Origin of the sequence: Fluoribacter gormanii, assembly GCF_900156395.1 — a bacterium.
GTDB classification, from domain to species: Bacteria; Pseudomonadota; Gammaproteobacteria; order Legionellales; family Legionellaceae; genus Legionella; species Legionella gormanii.
Genome location: NZ_FTNL01000013.1, coordinates 96,049 through 110,540 on the forward strand (window position 1 = coordinate 96,049; position 14,492 = coordinate 110,540).

Here is a 14,492-nt window from a genome sequence, read left to right on the forward strand (position 1 = left end):
CAATACAAATATCCACAATTTAAATGAATATTAATTATGATGTGCTCCAAATATTGCCAAGCCTTGAGTACGAAACCAGTATTTATCTTCACCAATAACATACGTTTTTAGTCCAGGGATCGCCTGAATATCGGAGTAGCCTGTTGTTAAAAAATAGCGCCGTCCTGTGATGTAATGTTCTTTCGTATCTCTGGAAGGAGTAACTAGAATACAGCCATCGGGAATAATTTTGACTAATTGGCAAATGAAATCTACTATGTCACTTTCTTTTTCTATCCCGTTCTCTACCCCTAAAAGATAGGGAACAAAAGCAGTATCAAAAGTCTGCTTTTTATCACTAAGTATTTTATCAATTGTGCCCACATGAAACTCAATATTTTTATCAAGTTCAAAATTAGTTTGAATTTTGGATCGAATGGCACGCTGCACCAATGTCACCATATAATGAATATAAGTACGTCTTAAAGTGTTGGGTTGAATTATCCAAAATAAAAAATTAGTAAATTTGCCACAGGATAAAGTAATTAACGGTGGATACCAATAAGTAAGTGCATCGAATAATTCACCTATTGATGGTAATGGATTTCCTCGATCATCATACTCCCGATAAAGATAATATTTCTTAAATGCTTTCATCCAAGCAATCGTAATGGGATCTTTATCATAAGCAGTAACTGACTTTGCGCCAGCCAGCGCAAATAAAAAACTGCTATTTCCATACCCAGGAATCACCAAGACATTTTTTCCCTCGATATCCGATCGGATATCATAGTGATTTTTTTGACTTCCAGCCAAAGCAGATGATAAATAGCGCTCTGCCCCCATGGGGTATATTTGAACCTCTTTATTATCAGAGAGCCGTGTTATACGCCTGTCCAAGATCCATGTTTTTTCCTGCTTACTTAAAATAGTTTCACAAGCCGACATAAAATTCCCAGTTAATTTTTTGACAGTTGTAATCGCAATGACTTAATCGAGTTTTTTATCAATATTAGTAACGCTGGAGTACTGAAACTTAATTTTTGCGCAAGTTTTTTTCCTAATGTTTGTGAAGGTCGTTCAATTAATGAATGCAGGAACCAGGATATTAGTACCGATGTGATAATGACCGCACTCAAGGAAAATCCAATTTTAAAATTCATATCCAACATGATACGAAGAATAATGTAACCCATAATGCTGTGAGTAATATACAAAGGATAACTAATATCAGCTAAAAAATTAAATATGGGATTTGCTTTAAAAAGATGAGGGAATATATAAGCAAACATAAAGGTCAATAAAGATAAAGCATAGCTCCAGGCCAATATTAAATTGTCAGAATAAGGGCCTGCCCACCAGGCAATGCAAAACATGAAAAATAAGACGCTTATTATTAAATATCCCACATCAGATGATATTTTCTGACAGAATAAATAATGAAAAACCACACCAATAAACATGAAAATTATATAGGGTGATGACATCATATAGATTTCAGCATGGATGAAGGCGACTAAATGATTCATTGCCCATACTGGAATCATGTGTGACATATAGCAGGATAGAAGAAAAAGGGCTGTTGGTATTAAAAAAACGTTCAGTGAGTAACTACGAAACCAGGCAATCGATAAAGCGACCATAAGGTAAAATTTCATTTCTATTTCAAGAGTCCAGATAATTATATCTATGTTTCTAGATCCAAGAATATCTCGAACTCCTGGGATGTAATGAATTAATACCTCCTGAGATGTATATGGCCATGCTGCAAAAAAATATTTTCCGCATAAAAAAAGAGCTAATAAAGTAATACTAAATCCCACCATGTAAGTCGGAATAATACGAAAAAGGCGATTTATAAAAAATCCCATGGCATTTATTCTTTGGAGTGAAAAAGGAATAACAAAACCACTAATAATAAAAAATAACCCCACTCCATAAGATCCCCAGTCAAAAAGAGGAAAAATATTAAGCCACATGATATATGGTGGTATTGCATGTGTTTCGGGAGATAGAAGTGGCGCATGAATTAGATGAGCGATTGAATCTCTCTTGTACCAAAAGGTACTTAAATAATGGGAGATAACAACCGATAATGCCGCAAGACCTCGCAAGGTGTTCGCAAATTCGATCCTGGAATTAGCGCAAAAATTATCACTCATAAGTAGGCACCTAGCCCCTTTTTCTATAATTAGTATTATGAGACATTACTGTATTTTCATTCGATTTTTTATCAAGCTAAGAAAAACCAATTGTATCTTACTATATTTTTCTTGACTATCATCAGCTTGAGCAGTGCACAGTGTAAAAAATAATTTACATTATTATTCAATAGGATATTTTTTTTAGTTCCTTCGTCACAAGTTTTTTTGACTGATTTAAAGAAATTTCACCTGGTTTTAATCTTTAGTTAACAATGCTCTGATAAAATTAAATACATATGGTTCATAAATCGAGTAAATCATGAAATACAAAACAACTGTTGAACAACAACGCGATGGCTCTCTTGTTATGAAAGATGGAGCGCGAGAGGCAATTGGTGATATGACTTTTGCATATCATGCACTTTTAGCAATTTGCGATGATCAAAGTAGTAAGAAAAATGCCTTTGTAAATGGCAAACATTTTTTTGTAGAATCAGCTGATGGTCGTTTAAATTCAGACAGATTAAAAGTAACCATTAGCAAAGAGTTTGCCCAAGATGCGATTGCTGTACTTAAAAATGAATACCCTGGGCTAGAGATAAAAGGCGAGCACCCCGTTCAAACAAACACAACTAATTTTAATCCTACTTAGAGAATTTATGTTTTTAGCGAGGAAATAAGCATTTTGACTCCATTTAGCAATTGTATATTGCAAACATCCCCATTTTAATTAATTTAATTAATTAACTTAAAAATTTATTGCTGATAATCGTTTACAAGTTAACAGAATAAATTCATTATCTTGATCCACTAATTTAGTATCAATTAAAACTTTGGATGCTAAAGTAGCTTTCTATCGACTTCCAAGAGCCAAGTACAACTGAAATGAAACGCGGCAAATTTAATTTAACCATTTTTATTTAAGGACAAATGTATGGCTAAAATTCTTTGTGTTCTGTATGACGATCCGATTAATGGATATCCCCAATATTATGCGCGCGATAGTCTTCCCAAAATAGAGCACTATCCTGATGGACAAATGGTACCTAATCCTAAGCATCTTGATTTTAAACCTGGTACTTTACTTGGTTCTGTGTCTGGAGAACTAGGATTACGCGAATTTCTTGAATCTCAAGGACATCAGTTTGTTGTTACTTCTGATAAGGAAGGGCCAAATTCCGTTTTTGAAAAAGAATTACCTGACGCAGATGTGGTGATTTCTCAACCTTTTTGGCCTGCATATCTAACTTCTGAGCGAATTGCCAAAGCAAAAAAATTGAAATTGGTAATTACTGCAGGTATTGGCTCGGATCACGTCGACTTACAAGCAGCAGAAGAAAGGAACATTACAGTCGCGGAAGTAACTTATTCAAACAGTATTAGCGTTGCTGAGCATGTGGTCATGATGATTCTTTCTTTGGTACGAAATTATTTGCCTTCTTATCAATGGGTTATCCAAAAAGGCTGGAATATTGCGGATTGCATAGTGCGTTCCTACGATCTGGAAGGAATGACAGTGGGTTCTGTTGCATGTGGACGTATCGGTTTGGCGGTTATGAAACGTTTAAAACCTTTTGATGTTAAAATGCATTACACAGATCGCCATCGATTGCCAGAAAAAATCGAAAAGGAGTTGGGATTGGTTTTTCATAATCATGTCGAATCTCTTGTGGAAATGTGTGATGTGGTAACTATTAATTGTCCATTAACACCAGAAACTGAAAATTTATTTGATGAGCAATTGATTAATAAAATGAAACATGGTTCTTATCTTATAAATACCGCTCGAGGAAAAATATGTAATCGCGAAGCCATTGTAAAAGCCTGTGAAAATGGCCAACTTGCAGGCTATGCAGGTGATGTATGGTTCCCACAACCAGCGCCCAAAGACCATCCTTGGCGCACAATGCCTCACCATGGTATGACTCCTCACATTTCAGGCTCGTCATTATCTGCACAAGCTCGTTATGCAGCGGGAACACGTGAAATTTTGGAGTGTTGGCTCGAAAGCCGCCCTATCCGTGATGTGTATCTTATTGTCGATCAAGGCAGACTTGCTGGAACGGGAGCTCATTCATACAGTATGGGTAATGCAACTGTAGGGGCTGAAGAAGCATGAGATAGCTCGGTTCTTGCATCCAGAATTGCTGTCTAATCCTGGATGCAAGTGGCCATTTATAGACTTTTTATATATAGCGAGACAGCACATGATCCTGATGATGTTCTTCATCATGTATAATAAGTGTATCGTCTATTTGTTCTCCAAGCATGAGCTTTTTAACAAGCTGATAGATAGAGAATGTATCATTGGAATATTCTAAAGAGCGAAAAAAATGTCTTTCTTTTTTTAAGAAATGATCTGGGCTATTTAAGATACTGAGCGCAAGGCTCTTTTTTTGTGCAGGTTCCAAATCGTTAACTATATTTTCCAATGCTAAAAGATATCCAATTTTGCGCTCTTTAAGAGAGAGTCCCGGATACAATATTGTCTGCAACCAGTTATCAATCTCTGCCCCAGTTTTATTTTTGAATGGAAAATCCTGAGCATTACATGAAAAATATCGAATGTTACTTTGCGTTTTTAAACTGTGAATAGCTTTTTTTAATAATGGCTCTATATCATCAATTATCGACTTCAAAGGAACTCTACCTCTATCGATACGTGTATTCAATATTTGCAATTGCACTTCTTTTTCTTCAAGTGTAGCTAATTTTTTGCCTGTAACTTTCAGGTATTCCCTCAAAACATCAACAATTTCTTCCTCACTGATGCTCAAATAAGTTAAGGCAATCGCCCCTATTTTTGCTGATACTTCAAACAAAGTCGCCGGTTTTTTATGAGGATTAAGACCGAAATATGGGGTCGTGTGGAATAACCACCAAAAGTGTTAATTCTGAATTAATCCTCTTTCCAAAAATATTCCTTTAAATGCTTTTCAAGCGCACTTACCATAGCTTTTATGTCAATTTCACCATTACTCTTTTTAAAACTGTACTTACCAGTAACGGCAATGTGTGCCCACGCAATGGGAGATATTCTTGCAAATTTATCAATAATATCTTGACTCACACCATCTGCAAGCATCTGTTCATATACCATGTTCAAAATAACGCTGTTGTACGCAATGATACAATTTGCAACAAGCCGTACAGCATGAGCACTGATGCGATTAGCGACTATTTTTTCCCCTTTGAAAACACCAAGGTATATTTATCTAATGAGTCCCTGTAATTGATGATAGGCCTCAGTTCGGTTTCTTGCCGTTCTTATAGTTTTTCTTAGCGCCATGTTGTCAATTAAATTAAGGACATGGATGCTTTTTAAGAGCTTGTTATACTCAAATAGCGCTTTCTTTAGACTGGTGTAACGCGCGTATGAATTTATCTTTTTAACAAGGGTACTTTGGGTATTTTCCTGTAACAGTAATGATAGAAGAACCCGTAAGATGCCTCGCTTCTGAGATTTGAGTTAATAACACTCCTTGGACGAATAATCCCAGGGTAATCACTAACCGGTTTAACAGAATACAAATCACGAGCCACTTCTTTTATATCTTTGATGCTTGGTACATAATCAACGTCTATGGAATCCAAGATAACAAAATTGAGCTGACTCAGAGAATGATTATCGCCAGTTACCATATCAATATTGATGTCTGTTTTATTTCCATTGATTAGATCATAAAGTGAATGCCCTTCATACTCATTTAACCCGATATTTTTAGCATTAACGGCAACAAAATTCGCTATTAATGTATAAACAGAAATGCCTGGTGCCTTCCCAAGGTATTTTTTTGAATACCTTGATTGAATGGTGCTTTCGCTAGTTGTCAGTTTTTGTCCATCAGCATCGGTTTTTGAAATAGAATCCTCAATCTCTTTGGGCAGTTTAAAGGACGCGGGGCCTTTTTTACGGCTGTAATGATTTTTCAATAACGTGATAAAGTCCATGATATCGCTGTATTCTTTATAATAGGCGAATGAAGTATTGAGTAATACAGGGCGCAGATAAAGGGCAAAGAGGCGTGATGATTCCAAATAAAAATCTCATTAGGCATCAATTCAATGTTTCATCGAGTAGGTTTGCTCAAGACAGAACTAAAAATATCACTTAACGACTAAGAAAAAAGTGAAATTCCTGATAATAACCGTCAATTAGGATTTGAGTAACCGGGTATTATTTCTGAGTGATAGTTGAGTTTCTATTAAATAATCCCTCATTTTTATGTATGGCGAGAAAGAAGATACTCCTGATGATGTTCTTTATCCTCAATAACCAGTATGTTGTTTTTAGCTTCTGCAGGAACGTGCATGAGCTTTTTAACAAGCTGAAAGACAGAGAACGTATCGTTGGAATATTCTAAAGAGCGAAAAAAATCTCTTTCTTTTTTTAAAAAATGGCCTGGACAGTTTAAAATATAGAATGCCAAGCTCTTTTTTGCCGTAGAATCCAATTCATTAATTATATTTTCCAAGCCTAAAAGATATCCTTCTTTGCGTTCTTTAAGAGAGAGGTTGGGCAACAATATTCCCTGCAACCATTGATCAATCTCGACCGGACTCCTAGTTTTTGAAAGAAACTCATGAGCATCATGTGCTTTTACTTGAAACAAAGTAGTAGGCTTTTTATGAAGATTTAAGCCAAAATATACAATATTAATTGATGGTTCAGTTTGTACGCTAGGCTGAGCTGAATTTCCTTGGGCATTAAGTTTCCGGCAATTTTCCTGGAAATTTCTCATTTCATATGCACTAGGGGCTTCATGAAGAAGCAATTTAGTGAGAACCAATTTCAACTCATAAGCACAGCTTCTCGGTACACGTGCTTCGTGGCCACTTCTTCTCACCTTGCCCGTATAATCCTTATAATAAGTACTCATGGAAAAAGGTAATAAATCATGAAGCTCAATCTTTGAATGGCGTGGATTTAGTATATTTAAAAATGGCTGTAGGAGTTGATTTTTACTATCAATATATCTAATGTTTAAAAGAAAACTTCCTTTCCCATCAGGCCTCCATTCAAGGTATAGTTTTCCTATCTTTGCTTTGACCCAAGAGCGGCCACGGACTTTTGGTGGTATGACAAAATCTTCATCTTGAAATAACTTTTCAGACAAATCCTTCTCAGTCAATTGGGGAAGATCTCGTAGATCATACAAAGTCATTGGTACTATCTTATAATGATTTCCGACCTTTTGAGATGTTAGCATATCTTCTGGGGTACTTGGAATTAAACCCTTAAGTTTTATCATTTTGCACATTTTCCATGATGGGTATGTGTATAATTTAAACTAAGTGAGCTATTTTGATAATATAGAGATTTGGAAATATAAATTTTCCAAAATGGAAATAATTTTGACTTTGCGGCAAAAAAGCATTGAGTCATTATTTTCGCCCCAACCTATTGATTTTATTAGGACTGCTAGCTAACCTTGCTGCCCTTAAGAGGAGCAGGGTTGCTAAATGACACCAGCAAAAGAACTACCGATTGTCATTGAAAAATCACAAGAAGACGTTGATCAGATCATTGCATTGGTACACTCATCAAACTTACCAGAGGGAACAAAACCTTTTGTCATTGGGTGTACTCACCTGGCTTCCTGGGTTCTGCGTGCACTGGTCGAGCATAAAATAACCCTATCCAATTTAAAGCAACTTATCTTTGGCAAAGGAGATAAGACCACTAAACAACAAGAAAAATAGCTCAGCTGACGTTTTGAATTTTTTACGCCCAATGCACACATCCATAGTACCTTTGATTCGCAAATAAAAAGGTATTTTCTCTTCAACCAGCCACGCAATGAGTGTCTTATTAGGAAATTCTCTATCTGCGAGTATTCCTTGGATACACTCTTTGCCAAAGAGATGAGTAAATCGTGAAATAAGAGCTATCTGCTCCTGTGCTGTCGTGTTCCCGGCTTTGTTTAACAGCGTCCAAAATAGTGGAATAGCAATTCCTTCATAGCAAACCGAAAGCATAAATATATTGATTTTAGCTTTGCCAAAAAACCAATTGGTTCGGTCCATGCTAAGATAAAGCTTATCGTTGTCTGTAAAAAACAAATAAAATAACCAACGGGCTATCGATGTAAAATCAAATGAGTAACCAGAGAAAAAACGGTATATTCGTTTATAGCGGGAATCAATCTCCGTTTCAGACGGCATGCTTACTGCAATTTCTCTGAAATTAATCGTCCGACAGATGGAGTTTCTGCTTTTAGATCTTTAAGTTTTGTCATTTTTACTGTTTTCGATGTTGATTATGCATATAATTTACACCAAGTGTTTCATTTTGATAATATTGAAATTTCTCAATATAAATTTTCCAAAATGGAAATGACTTTCATAATCAAGTGTAAAAGTGTAAAACTGTCTTGCAATAAAATTACATAGATGGTTTAGAAGGTTCTTCATCAAATGAGAAGTTATCGATGCCATTGAACCTTAAAATTGAATTGATGAGGTCAATTATCTTCTCAAATAGTGTCCTTTTATCATATAGTGTTTGCGCGAGAGTACTATTATATTCAATAGTTAAATCTGTATTTGCATACTCCATACCGCCTGATCCAGTAGGTCTTAAGTGGAGTCTATGTTTAATAATCATCATTGCAGATTTATCGTCATTACTCACTTCGACTGCACCTAATCCCACAAGCTGGTCTAAGGCCATTAGCTCAGTTTGCTCATCAATGTAGATACTTCCATTTTTTTCATAAATATTAACTTTTGTATTTAATTTATTGCCATCAACGATGTATCCTTTTGCAGCAACCTCACTATTATCAGTGAGTGATTGCGCAGCCAAATAAAGTACTCCCCATTGATAAAAAACCTTACTTAATGTGTCAACATACTGAGCTTTAATCTGCTCATTATCACAAAAGCCAAGTAGCTCTCTTTTAATGAGTTTGGATATATTATCTATCGAGAGTTTTGCTTTTACGGCACTTATCTTGTCATTACTCGTCATGCCTCTTGCATCAATTGCCAAGTCAGCAATGAAGATATCCAGTAATAATTTGCCATTAAAGTGAATCTTTACTGTGTCACGCTTAAGATCATGAAAACAATCAGTGAGATTTCCTTCCATGCTCGCTTTTCGTGTTAAGAACTTACTATTTCGTATTTGCCAAAATGGTGTAGTCATCAAATATCTTTCTATATTATTCCGTTTGTCATTATATGTACCATTTATTAATGATTTATTAAGTACATTTAAACCTGTTCCTAAAATTCCAGGGTGATTTCATGTTTTTTTGGAGGCCTTAATCTTTTCTTAAGTCAATTAGTGTAAATTATGATCACATTATGACGAGTAAAAAACAATATATTTATGGCTAATCACGTAATTGTTGGCGCAGGTTTAGGCGGTTTATATGAGGCGAACCGTTTGATAAATAAAGGGGTTAAGCCTGAGAATATAGTTATTATAGAAAAGCGCCCGGAAAATCATTATACAAGACCTGGACATTTGAATCCTAAAACATTTGATTTAGTCACTAGCAACACCGGCATCCAAACGCCTCATTCACAAGCACATCACATCAAAGAATTAGAGCGCTTGATGTATGCTCATTTGCATCGTTTAAATGTTAGATTTATTGATGAAGAATTTATTGGATTACAAGCTCAAGCTGAAGATCAACCCAAAGCAGTTATAACTCGCAAGATTGATGCTTCTCGAGGTGTTTATCCTGCAGATTATGTTTTTGATTGTTCAGGAAGAAACGCGTCTGTAGCCCAAGCGGTAAATGCTCATCAGCAATTAATAAACTCAGGAATAGCTTTTGAAACAAGATTATTAGTAGATATTAATCCTATTCCATATCATTTAGTAGGACATGTCATAATTCCTAATAATTCTTCTTTAATTGTTTTTGTGTCACGAGAGGGAGAGGCTGTACCACCTCATGTCCAACGTAGCTCATTGCAGAGGAATATTGAATTAAGAGAGAGATTAAGAGCATTAGGGTGGACTTATGAGGCATTTCCAACCTTTTATACCCACTCTCAAGGGGCTAAAGATAAAGTATGCATTTATATGGAAACACCACCTAATTTATCTCAAGCTCAACAACGAGAATGGATACAGTTACTGTTAGATATTTATAGTGATGGCATGATAAATGATTATACTGAGTTAAAACCATCAATAAAATATGGAGTTAAACCTAGGATTATAAGCTTCCAAAGTATACCCTATGTATTAAATAAAGTTGTTCATGAATCCAATAGCTTACCTACGGTGATTCTAGGCTTTGATGCAGTAAAAGGTTTTGATTATCGTCTTGCTCACGGTGTGAATTCTGGAATAGAGTGCTGTGAACGTATGTTGAGACATATTACAGTTACAGATGGCAGCATAAAATCCATTGACTCAGCTGCTATTGAACGTGAAACATTTGCTTATATTAATGACCTACATAAAAATAGGTTAGCTAATAGGTTAAGCGTTCGGCAAAAAGCTATAGAGAATGCTTTTGACTATTTTAGTGAGGTTTATGAAAGCGCAGCAGCTATAATACCTGCGAAAAAACAAGAATATCAATCCATAGCTGGTCAACTAGCATACCGAGCAGCAACCAATCAATTCTCTAAGTTAGAAACAAGAGAGCAAACAGCAGTTTCTAGTCTCGAAGTTCTTAATAAATGTCTCAGTGTGTTAATAAGGGCTCATAGCATAATACCACATAGTGATACTAATGAGTATCACGATGTGAATAGTAAATTGGTATCCATTATTAATATCATTCGTCTAGAAGTAAGTGCTTTTAATATTGAACAAGTTCTTGCACAGCCTAATAATGATAGAAGATTACGTGCACTATTTGAAAGCATTGCAGAGAATTTTCAACGGTTGGATGGTCATTTTGCGAGAAATTTTGTCCTAAGTAAAATAAAAGAAATATTAGAACAAATTTCTCAACTACCAGTACAGAATACTAGACCGCAAACTTATGTTCCTATACCGATTGACGATTCTCTTCTATTATTTTTATTATTTAATTCCGTTTCTAATATTGAAGTTAGCACTCCATTGAGTGCTGGAAATCTGAGTTTTTTTAATACAAATGATAGATTTAGAATTGGTGACTCAACCTCTCTTCTCGATGAGAGTGAATCACTATCCCCACGAAAGGTATAAAAGCCTGTAAAAAGCAAGACGCTCGACCAATAGATTAATGAAATTACTTAATCAACATGAATAAAGCCATGCCCATCATCATTAAATTTTCAGTGAGTGAAATAAATCCTAAAGGCACCTTACTGTCACCTCCCACACAGGCGCATTTAAGCTCTCGTTTGTCGATATAAACGGCTTTAAACACAGAAAGAGCACCTACAGTTCCAATAAATAGGGCAAGAGGAATGGAAACCCAATTCAACGCGCCTGAAATCATTAATATCCCTGCTAAACCTTCAGCATATGGATAAATATAGCTGTAAGGAACCCAGCGCTTGGCTAAAAGGTCATAGTTTAAAAACATAGTTGAGAAACTTTCGATATTTTGTAGTTTTAATAAAGCAAGGACTGCCATACTAAACGCAATAAACCAGGCTAAAACATGTGGCGTAAACGGATTACCACAGGTCGCATAACTAACTGCCATTGCCATTAGCGCAGTAACCGCGAAAAGAGCAATGACGGGACGATAACTTTTTTCTTTTGAGTCTCTTATTTTCTTTCCAAAGTATCGTCGTAAATCGTCATAACCACCTATTCGCTCATCGTTGATAAAAATTTGAGGTGTGGTTTTTACGTCGTGTTGATTTTTAAACGCATCGACTTGTTCACGGGTGATTAACCAATGATCTTCTATCTCATAGCCTTGATGCCTTAATAGATCTTTAGCTTTAAGGCCATAAGGGCAGACATGATGCCCCATCACCATGCGATACAATACCGCTTTTTTAATTGAGCAATTATTCATTTTTATCCTCTACGATTAATGGTCTATAAATAGTAATATAGAGTACGTACCATAGTACGGAGTCAAGTAATGTCTTATAAAACAATTGGTGAATTTGCCAAATTATGTGAGGTTGGAGTTGAAACCATACGCTATTATCAACGCAAAGGACTGATTCATGTCCCGTTGCTTCCCAAAGAACTTGGAGCCCCAAAAATAAGACGTTATGGTGATAATGATATAAGCCGTTTAAGGTTTATTCTTTTAGCTAAAAAAGCAGGTTTTACTCTAAAAGAGATAAAGGAATTATTAGAGTTTGATGCCAAGAATGATCGAAAGCATGTTCGGGATATGGCTGAAAAGCGTATTGAACAACTGAATTTAAAAATTAATGAGTTAACAGAAGCTTGTAGCACCCTATCACGCTTAGTAGCAAAATGCAGAGATACTGAATCTTCACCCTGTCCTATTCTTATGACTTTTGAAAAAAGTGAAACTGGAAATTAACCGTTCTGAAACCCCATTTCTTACACGCTGGAGGACGATATTCATTAGCTATTACCTACAGTTAAACCTTGAGAGCTCAAATCAGTGTCCGCTACCTCTGTGGAGCATTCCGATTTTAAGGCATCCAGACTTGATTTTATTTCTTTGAATTTTTCAACACCAGTTGAAATTTTTTCGCGCTTTTCTCGATTATCTATTTCTTTTGCAATATCTTCTAATCCCAGGCCAGATTGAGTTACAAGGGCGGCTAAAAATTTTACAAAAAGTTCAAAGCCTTTGATTACCTTGTGGGCTGCTGAATACCTGTCTTCATTAATTTTTGCTAGATATTTGGGAGTAGATAATTTAGCTGATTCCTCAAGTTTTATTTTGTAATAATCAATTGGCGCGTTAATTTCGGTAATTCCTTGCCGTTTGAGTTGATTATCTCCAGCCTGCAAGACCTTTGCATTCAAATTAGCCTTGTCTACTATCTTTAATATATTCTCTGTCAGATCTTTATCGTATACCCCATTTTGAAAATTCGCACTTAATGTTACTTCCTTACCTTCTTTTATCTGACGCACCATCGTATCTATTTCGTTCTGAGGTATGGGCTTGTGATCACTACATCGCCACTGCTGGCATTCTTTTTTTAGCTCAGAACTTAAATGTTGTGCATAATTTTCGTGTGGTCTTCGGAAACACTCAACGTATACATTTTTCAGTAGCGTCGCCCTAGATTGATTAATTTGATTTAAAAATCTAAGAAAATCTTCTGGTTCTTTAACAAGCTCCCTTTCTGTGGATTGCATATATAATCCTGTTGAAAGCCAGAATAGTGTATCGGTACACTTTTGTGTATCCTGCCCTGACCCAAAACTAGTCTCTCGAAGGATTTCGCAATAATCTTTAATTTCTTCATCATTTAATTTAAAGCGAGAAAGATAATCACTCAGCTCTTTTTTAGAAACGTGATGTACATATCCCGAGTTACTGTTTCGGATTTCTGAAGTGCATACTGTTTGGCATTCTCATCAGCTTTATTAGAGATTTTTCTTAGGAGTATCAATAATGGAGCACCATTACCCTTACTGAGTTCAATTAATTCTTTAGACATAAAATATACCCTTCCACCACCTTATTTATAATATAGTCTAAAAATATTAACTTAGTATTGAGTCTTATACGTGCTCCGTGTCACGCTAATTCGCTCAGGTGCAATGGAGCATATTCAATGATCACAATCTCCTCTGCGTTCTGTTTTTTTGTATATTTAGATCTGAAATTATAGAAATTATTCACTCAAATAACAAAAATCAGTTTAGAACATCTATACTAATTTATGATTTCAACACTTAACTAGGGAAGGAACGTATCATGTATAGAAAACTTATACAGACCGCTGCATTTACATGTGCACTGGCACTTAGTCCTGTAGTATTGGCTCATTCTGGAGAATGCGGAGAGGGATTTAAAAGCATGGTTGAATCACTAAAACTTGATGACAGCCAAAAAGCTAAAATAAAACCTATTTTAGACCAACTTAAAACATCAATGAAAAATGATTTTGATCAAATGAAGGATTTAAGTCAACAAATCAATCAACAAGCAGAATCAGCCACCATGGATCAATCAGCAGTAGACGGTTTAATTGATAAAAAAACAAAACTTATTGGTGATATGATGAAAGCTAAAGTCACCGCAAAAAATCAAATTTTTTCGGTACTTAATCCTCAACAAAAAACAGAACTGCAAAATAAGATGAAAAAGATGGAAGATAAAATGGAAAAACAATTTAAGAATTGCCACAAAGAATAAATAAAGATTGTATTTTTTAATTCAGGAACAAGTTATTTGTTCCTGAATTTGTAACTCCCCACGTCATCCCGAACCCAAGCGCAGCGAGGGTGAGGGATCTCCTGTCAGGTGGAACAATTTTTAAAGAATCGATTGATACAAATCATTC

General features: G+C 35.6%; 16 protein-coding genes and 1 pseudogene. 6 read left to right on the forward strand and 11 right to left on the reverse strand.

Translation table 11 applies throughout. The features are described from left to right. Positions 1 to 30: 30 nt before the first annotated feature. Both BW930_RS09650 and BW930_RS09655 read right to left on the reverse strand, forming a co-directional pair. Entirely contained in the window at positions 31 to 927 is an 897-nt protein-coding gene (locus tag BW930_RS09650; RefSeq protein ID WP_058469125.1) for a hypothetical protein, read from the reverse strand. Between the two features lie 11 nt (positions 928 to 938). Next, positions 939 to 2,141: an acyltransferase family protein gene (locus tag BW930_RS09655; protein ID WP_058469126.1), complete on the reverse strand. Its 1,203-nt coding sequence runs from the start codon at positions 2,139 to 2,141 to the stop codon at positions 939 to 941. Positions 2,142 to 2,442: 301 nt separating this feature from the next. Between BW930_RS09655 and BW930_RS09660 the strand changes: the two genes are divergently transcribed. Both BW930_RS09660 and BW930_RS09665 read left to right on the forward strand, forming a co-directional pair. Continuing rightward, positions 2,443 to 2,775, forward strand: a complete 333-nt coding sequence (locus tag BW930_RS09660; protein WP_058469127.1) for a hypothetical protein — start codon at positions 2,443 to 2,445, stop codon at positions 2,773 to 2,775. 282 nt (positions 2,776 to 3,057) lie between these two features. Beyond that, a complete protein-coding gene (locus BW930_RS09665; RefSeq protein ID WP_058469128.1) occupies positions 3,058 to 4,242 on the forward strand; it encodes an NAD-dependent formate dehydrogenase in 1,185 nt (394 codons plus the stop codon). 67 nt (positions 4,243 to 4,309) lie between these two features. Here the strand turns inward: BW930_RS09665 and BW930_RS09670 are convergent, their stop codons facing one another. From BW930_RS09670 to BW930_RS09685, 4 genes and pseudogenes are all read right to left on the reverse strand, one after another. Then, positions 4,310 to 4,945, reverse strand: a complete 636-nt coding sequence (locus BW930_RS09670) for a hypothetical protein (RefSeq protein WP_058469129.1) — start codon at positions 4,943 to 4,945, stop codon at positions 4,310 to 4,312. A 77-nt stretch (positions 4,946 to 5,022) separates the two neighbouring features. Beyond that, positions 5,023 to 5,571: pseudogene (locus tag BW930_RS17340) on the reverse strand (Tn3 family transposase). Beyond that, the gene (locus BW930_RS17345) at positions 5,505 to 6,161 is read right to left on the reverse strand and encodes a transposase (protein WP_254843423.1); all 657 of its coding nucleotides are present in this window, start codon (positions 6,159 to 6,161) and stop codon (positions 5,505 to 5,507) included. The pseudogene BW930_RS17340 and the gene BW930_RS17345 overlap by 67 nt, the downstream one beginning before the upstream one ends. A 185-nt stretch (positions 6,162 to 6,346) precedes the next feature. Next, a complete protein-coding gene (locus BW930_RS09685; protein WP_058469130.1) occupies positions 6,347 to 7,375 on the reverse strand; it encodes a hypothetical protein in 1,029 nt (342 codons plus the stop codon). 211 nt (positions 7,376 to 7,586) lie between these two features. On the opposite strand from BW930_RS09685, the gene BW930_RS09690 reads away from it, so the two are divergent. Beyond that, positions 7,587 to 7,826 (forward strand): hypothetical protein, encoded by a 240-nt coding sequence (locus BW930_RS09690; RefSeq protein ID WP_058469131.1) that lies wholly within the window; start codon positions 7,587 to 7,589, stop codon positions 7,824 to 7,826. Here the strand turns inward: BW930_RS09690 and BW930_RS16940 are convergent. Together BW930_RS16940 and BW930_RS09700 are read right to left on the reverse strand one after the other, a co-directional pair. Next, on the reverse strand, positions 7,770 to 8,288 hold the full coding sequence (locus BW930_RS16940; protein ID WP_064276570.1) for a hypothetical protein: 519 nt from the start codon (positions 8,286 to 8,288) through the stop codon (positions 7,770 to 7,772). The genes BW930_RS09690 and BW930_RS16940 overlap by 57 nt on opposite strands. Positions 8,289 to 8,508: 220 nt before the next feature. Further along, positions 8,509 to 9,273 (reverse strand): hypothetical protein, encoded by a 765-nt coding sequence (locus tag BW930_RS09700; RefSeq protein ID WP_058469132.1) that lies wholly within the window; start codon positions 9,271 to 9,273, stop codon positions 8,509 to 8,511. 186 nt (positions 9,274 to 9,459) lie between these two features. On the opposite strand from BW930_RS09700, the gene BW930_RS09705 reads away from it, so the two are divergent. Further along, positions 9,460 to 11,271 carry an NAD(P)/FAD-dependent oxidoreductase gene (locus BW930_RS09705; RefSeq protein ID WP_058469133.1) on the forward strand — a complete coding sequence of 604 codons (1,812 nt, stop codon included), beginning with the start codon at positions 9,460 to 9,462 and terminating at the stop codon, positions 11,269 to 11,271. 43 nt (positions 11,272 to 11,314) lie between these two features. Here BW930_RS09705 and BW930_RS09710 read toward each other — a convergent pair whose 3' ends face one another. Beyond that, on the reverse strand, positions 11,315 to 12,058 hold the full coding sequence (locus tag BW930_RS09710; RefSeq protein ID WP_058469134.1) for a glutaredoxin family protein: 744 nt from the start codon (positions 12,056 to 12,058) through the stop codon (positions 11,315 to 11,317). A 69-nt stretch (positions 12,059 to 12,127) separates the two neighbouring features. On the opposite strand from BW930_RS09710, the gene BW930_RS09715 reads away from it, so the two are divergent. Further along, entirely contained in the window at positions 12,128 to 12,544 is a 417-nt protein-coding gene (locus BW930_RS09715) for a MerR family transcriptional regulator (protein WP_058469135.1), read from the forward strand. Positions 12,545 to 12,588: 44 nt separating this feature from the next. On the opposite strand, the gene BW930_RS09720 is transcribed toward BW930_RS09715, so the two are convergent. Both BW930_RS09720 and BW930_RS17150 read right to left on the reverse strand, forming a co-directional pair. Next, the gene (locus BW930_RS09720; RefSeq protein ID WP_058469136.1) at positions 12,589 to 13,338 is read right to left on the reverse strand and encodes a hypothetical protein; all 750 of its coding nucleotides are present in this window, start codon (positions 13,336 to 13,338) and stop codon (positions 12,589 to 12,591) included. A 140-nt stretch (positions 13,339 to 13,478) separates the two neighbouring features. Then, complete coding sequence (locus tag BW930_RS17150; RefSeq protein WP_154668512.1) at positions 13,479 to 13,643, reverse strand: hypothetical protein; 165 nt, start codon at positions 13,641 to 13,643, stop codon at positions 13,479 to 13,481. Between the two features lie 260 nt (positions 13,644 to 13,903). Between BW930_RS17150 and BW930_RS09725 the strand changes: the two genes are divergently transcribed. Continuing rightward, entirely contained in the window at positions 13,904 to 14,344 is a 441-nt protein-coding gene (locus BW930_RS09725) for a Spy/CpxP family protein refolding chaperone (protein ID WP_058469137.1), read from the forward strand. The last annotated feature ends 148 nt before the right edge of the window (positions 14,345 to 14,492 follow it).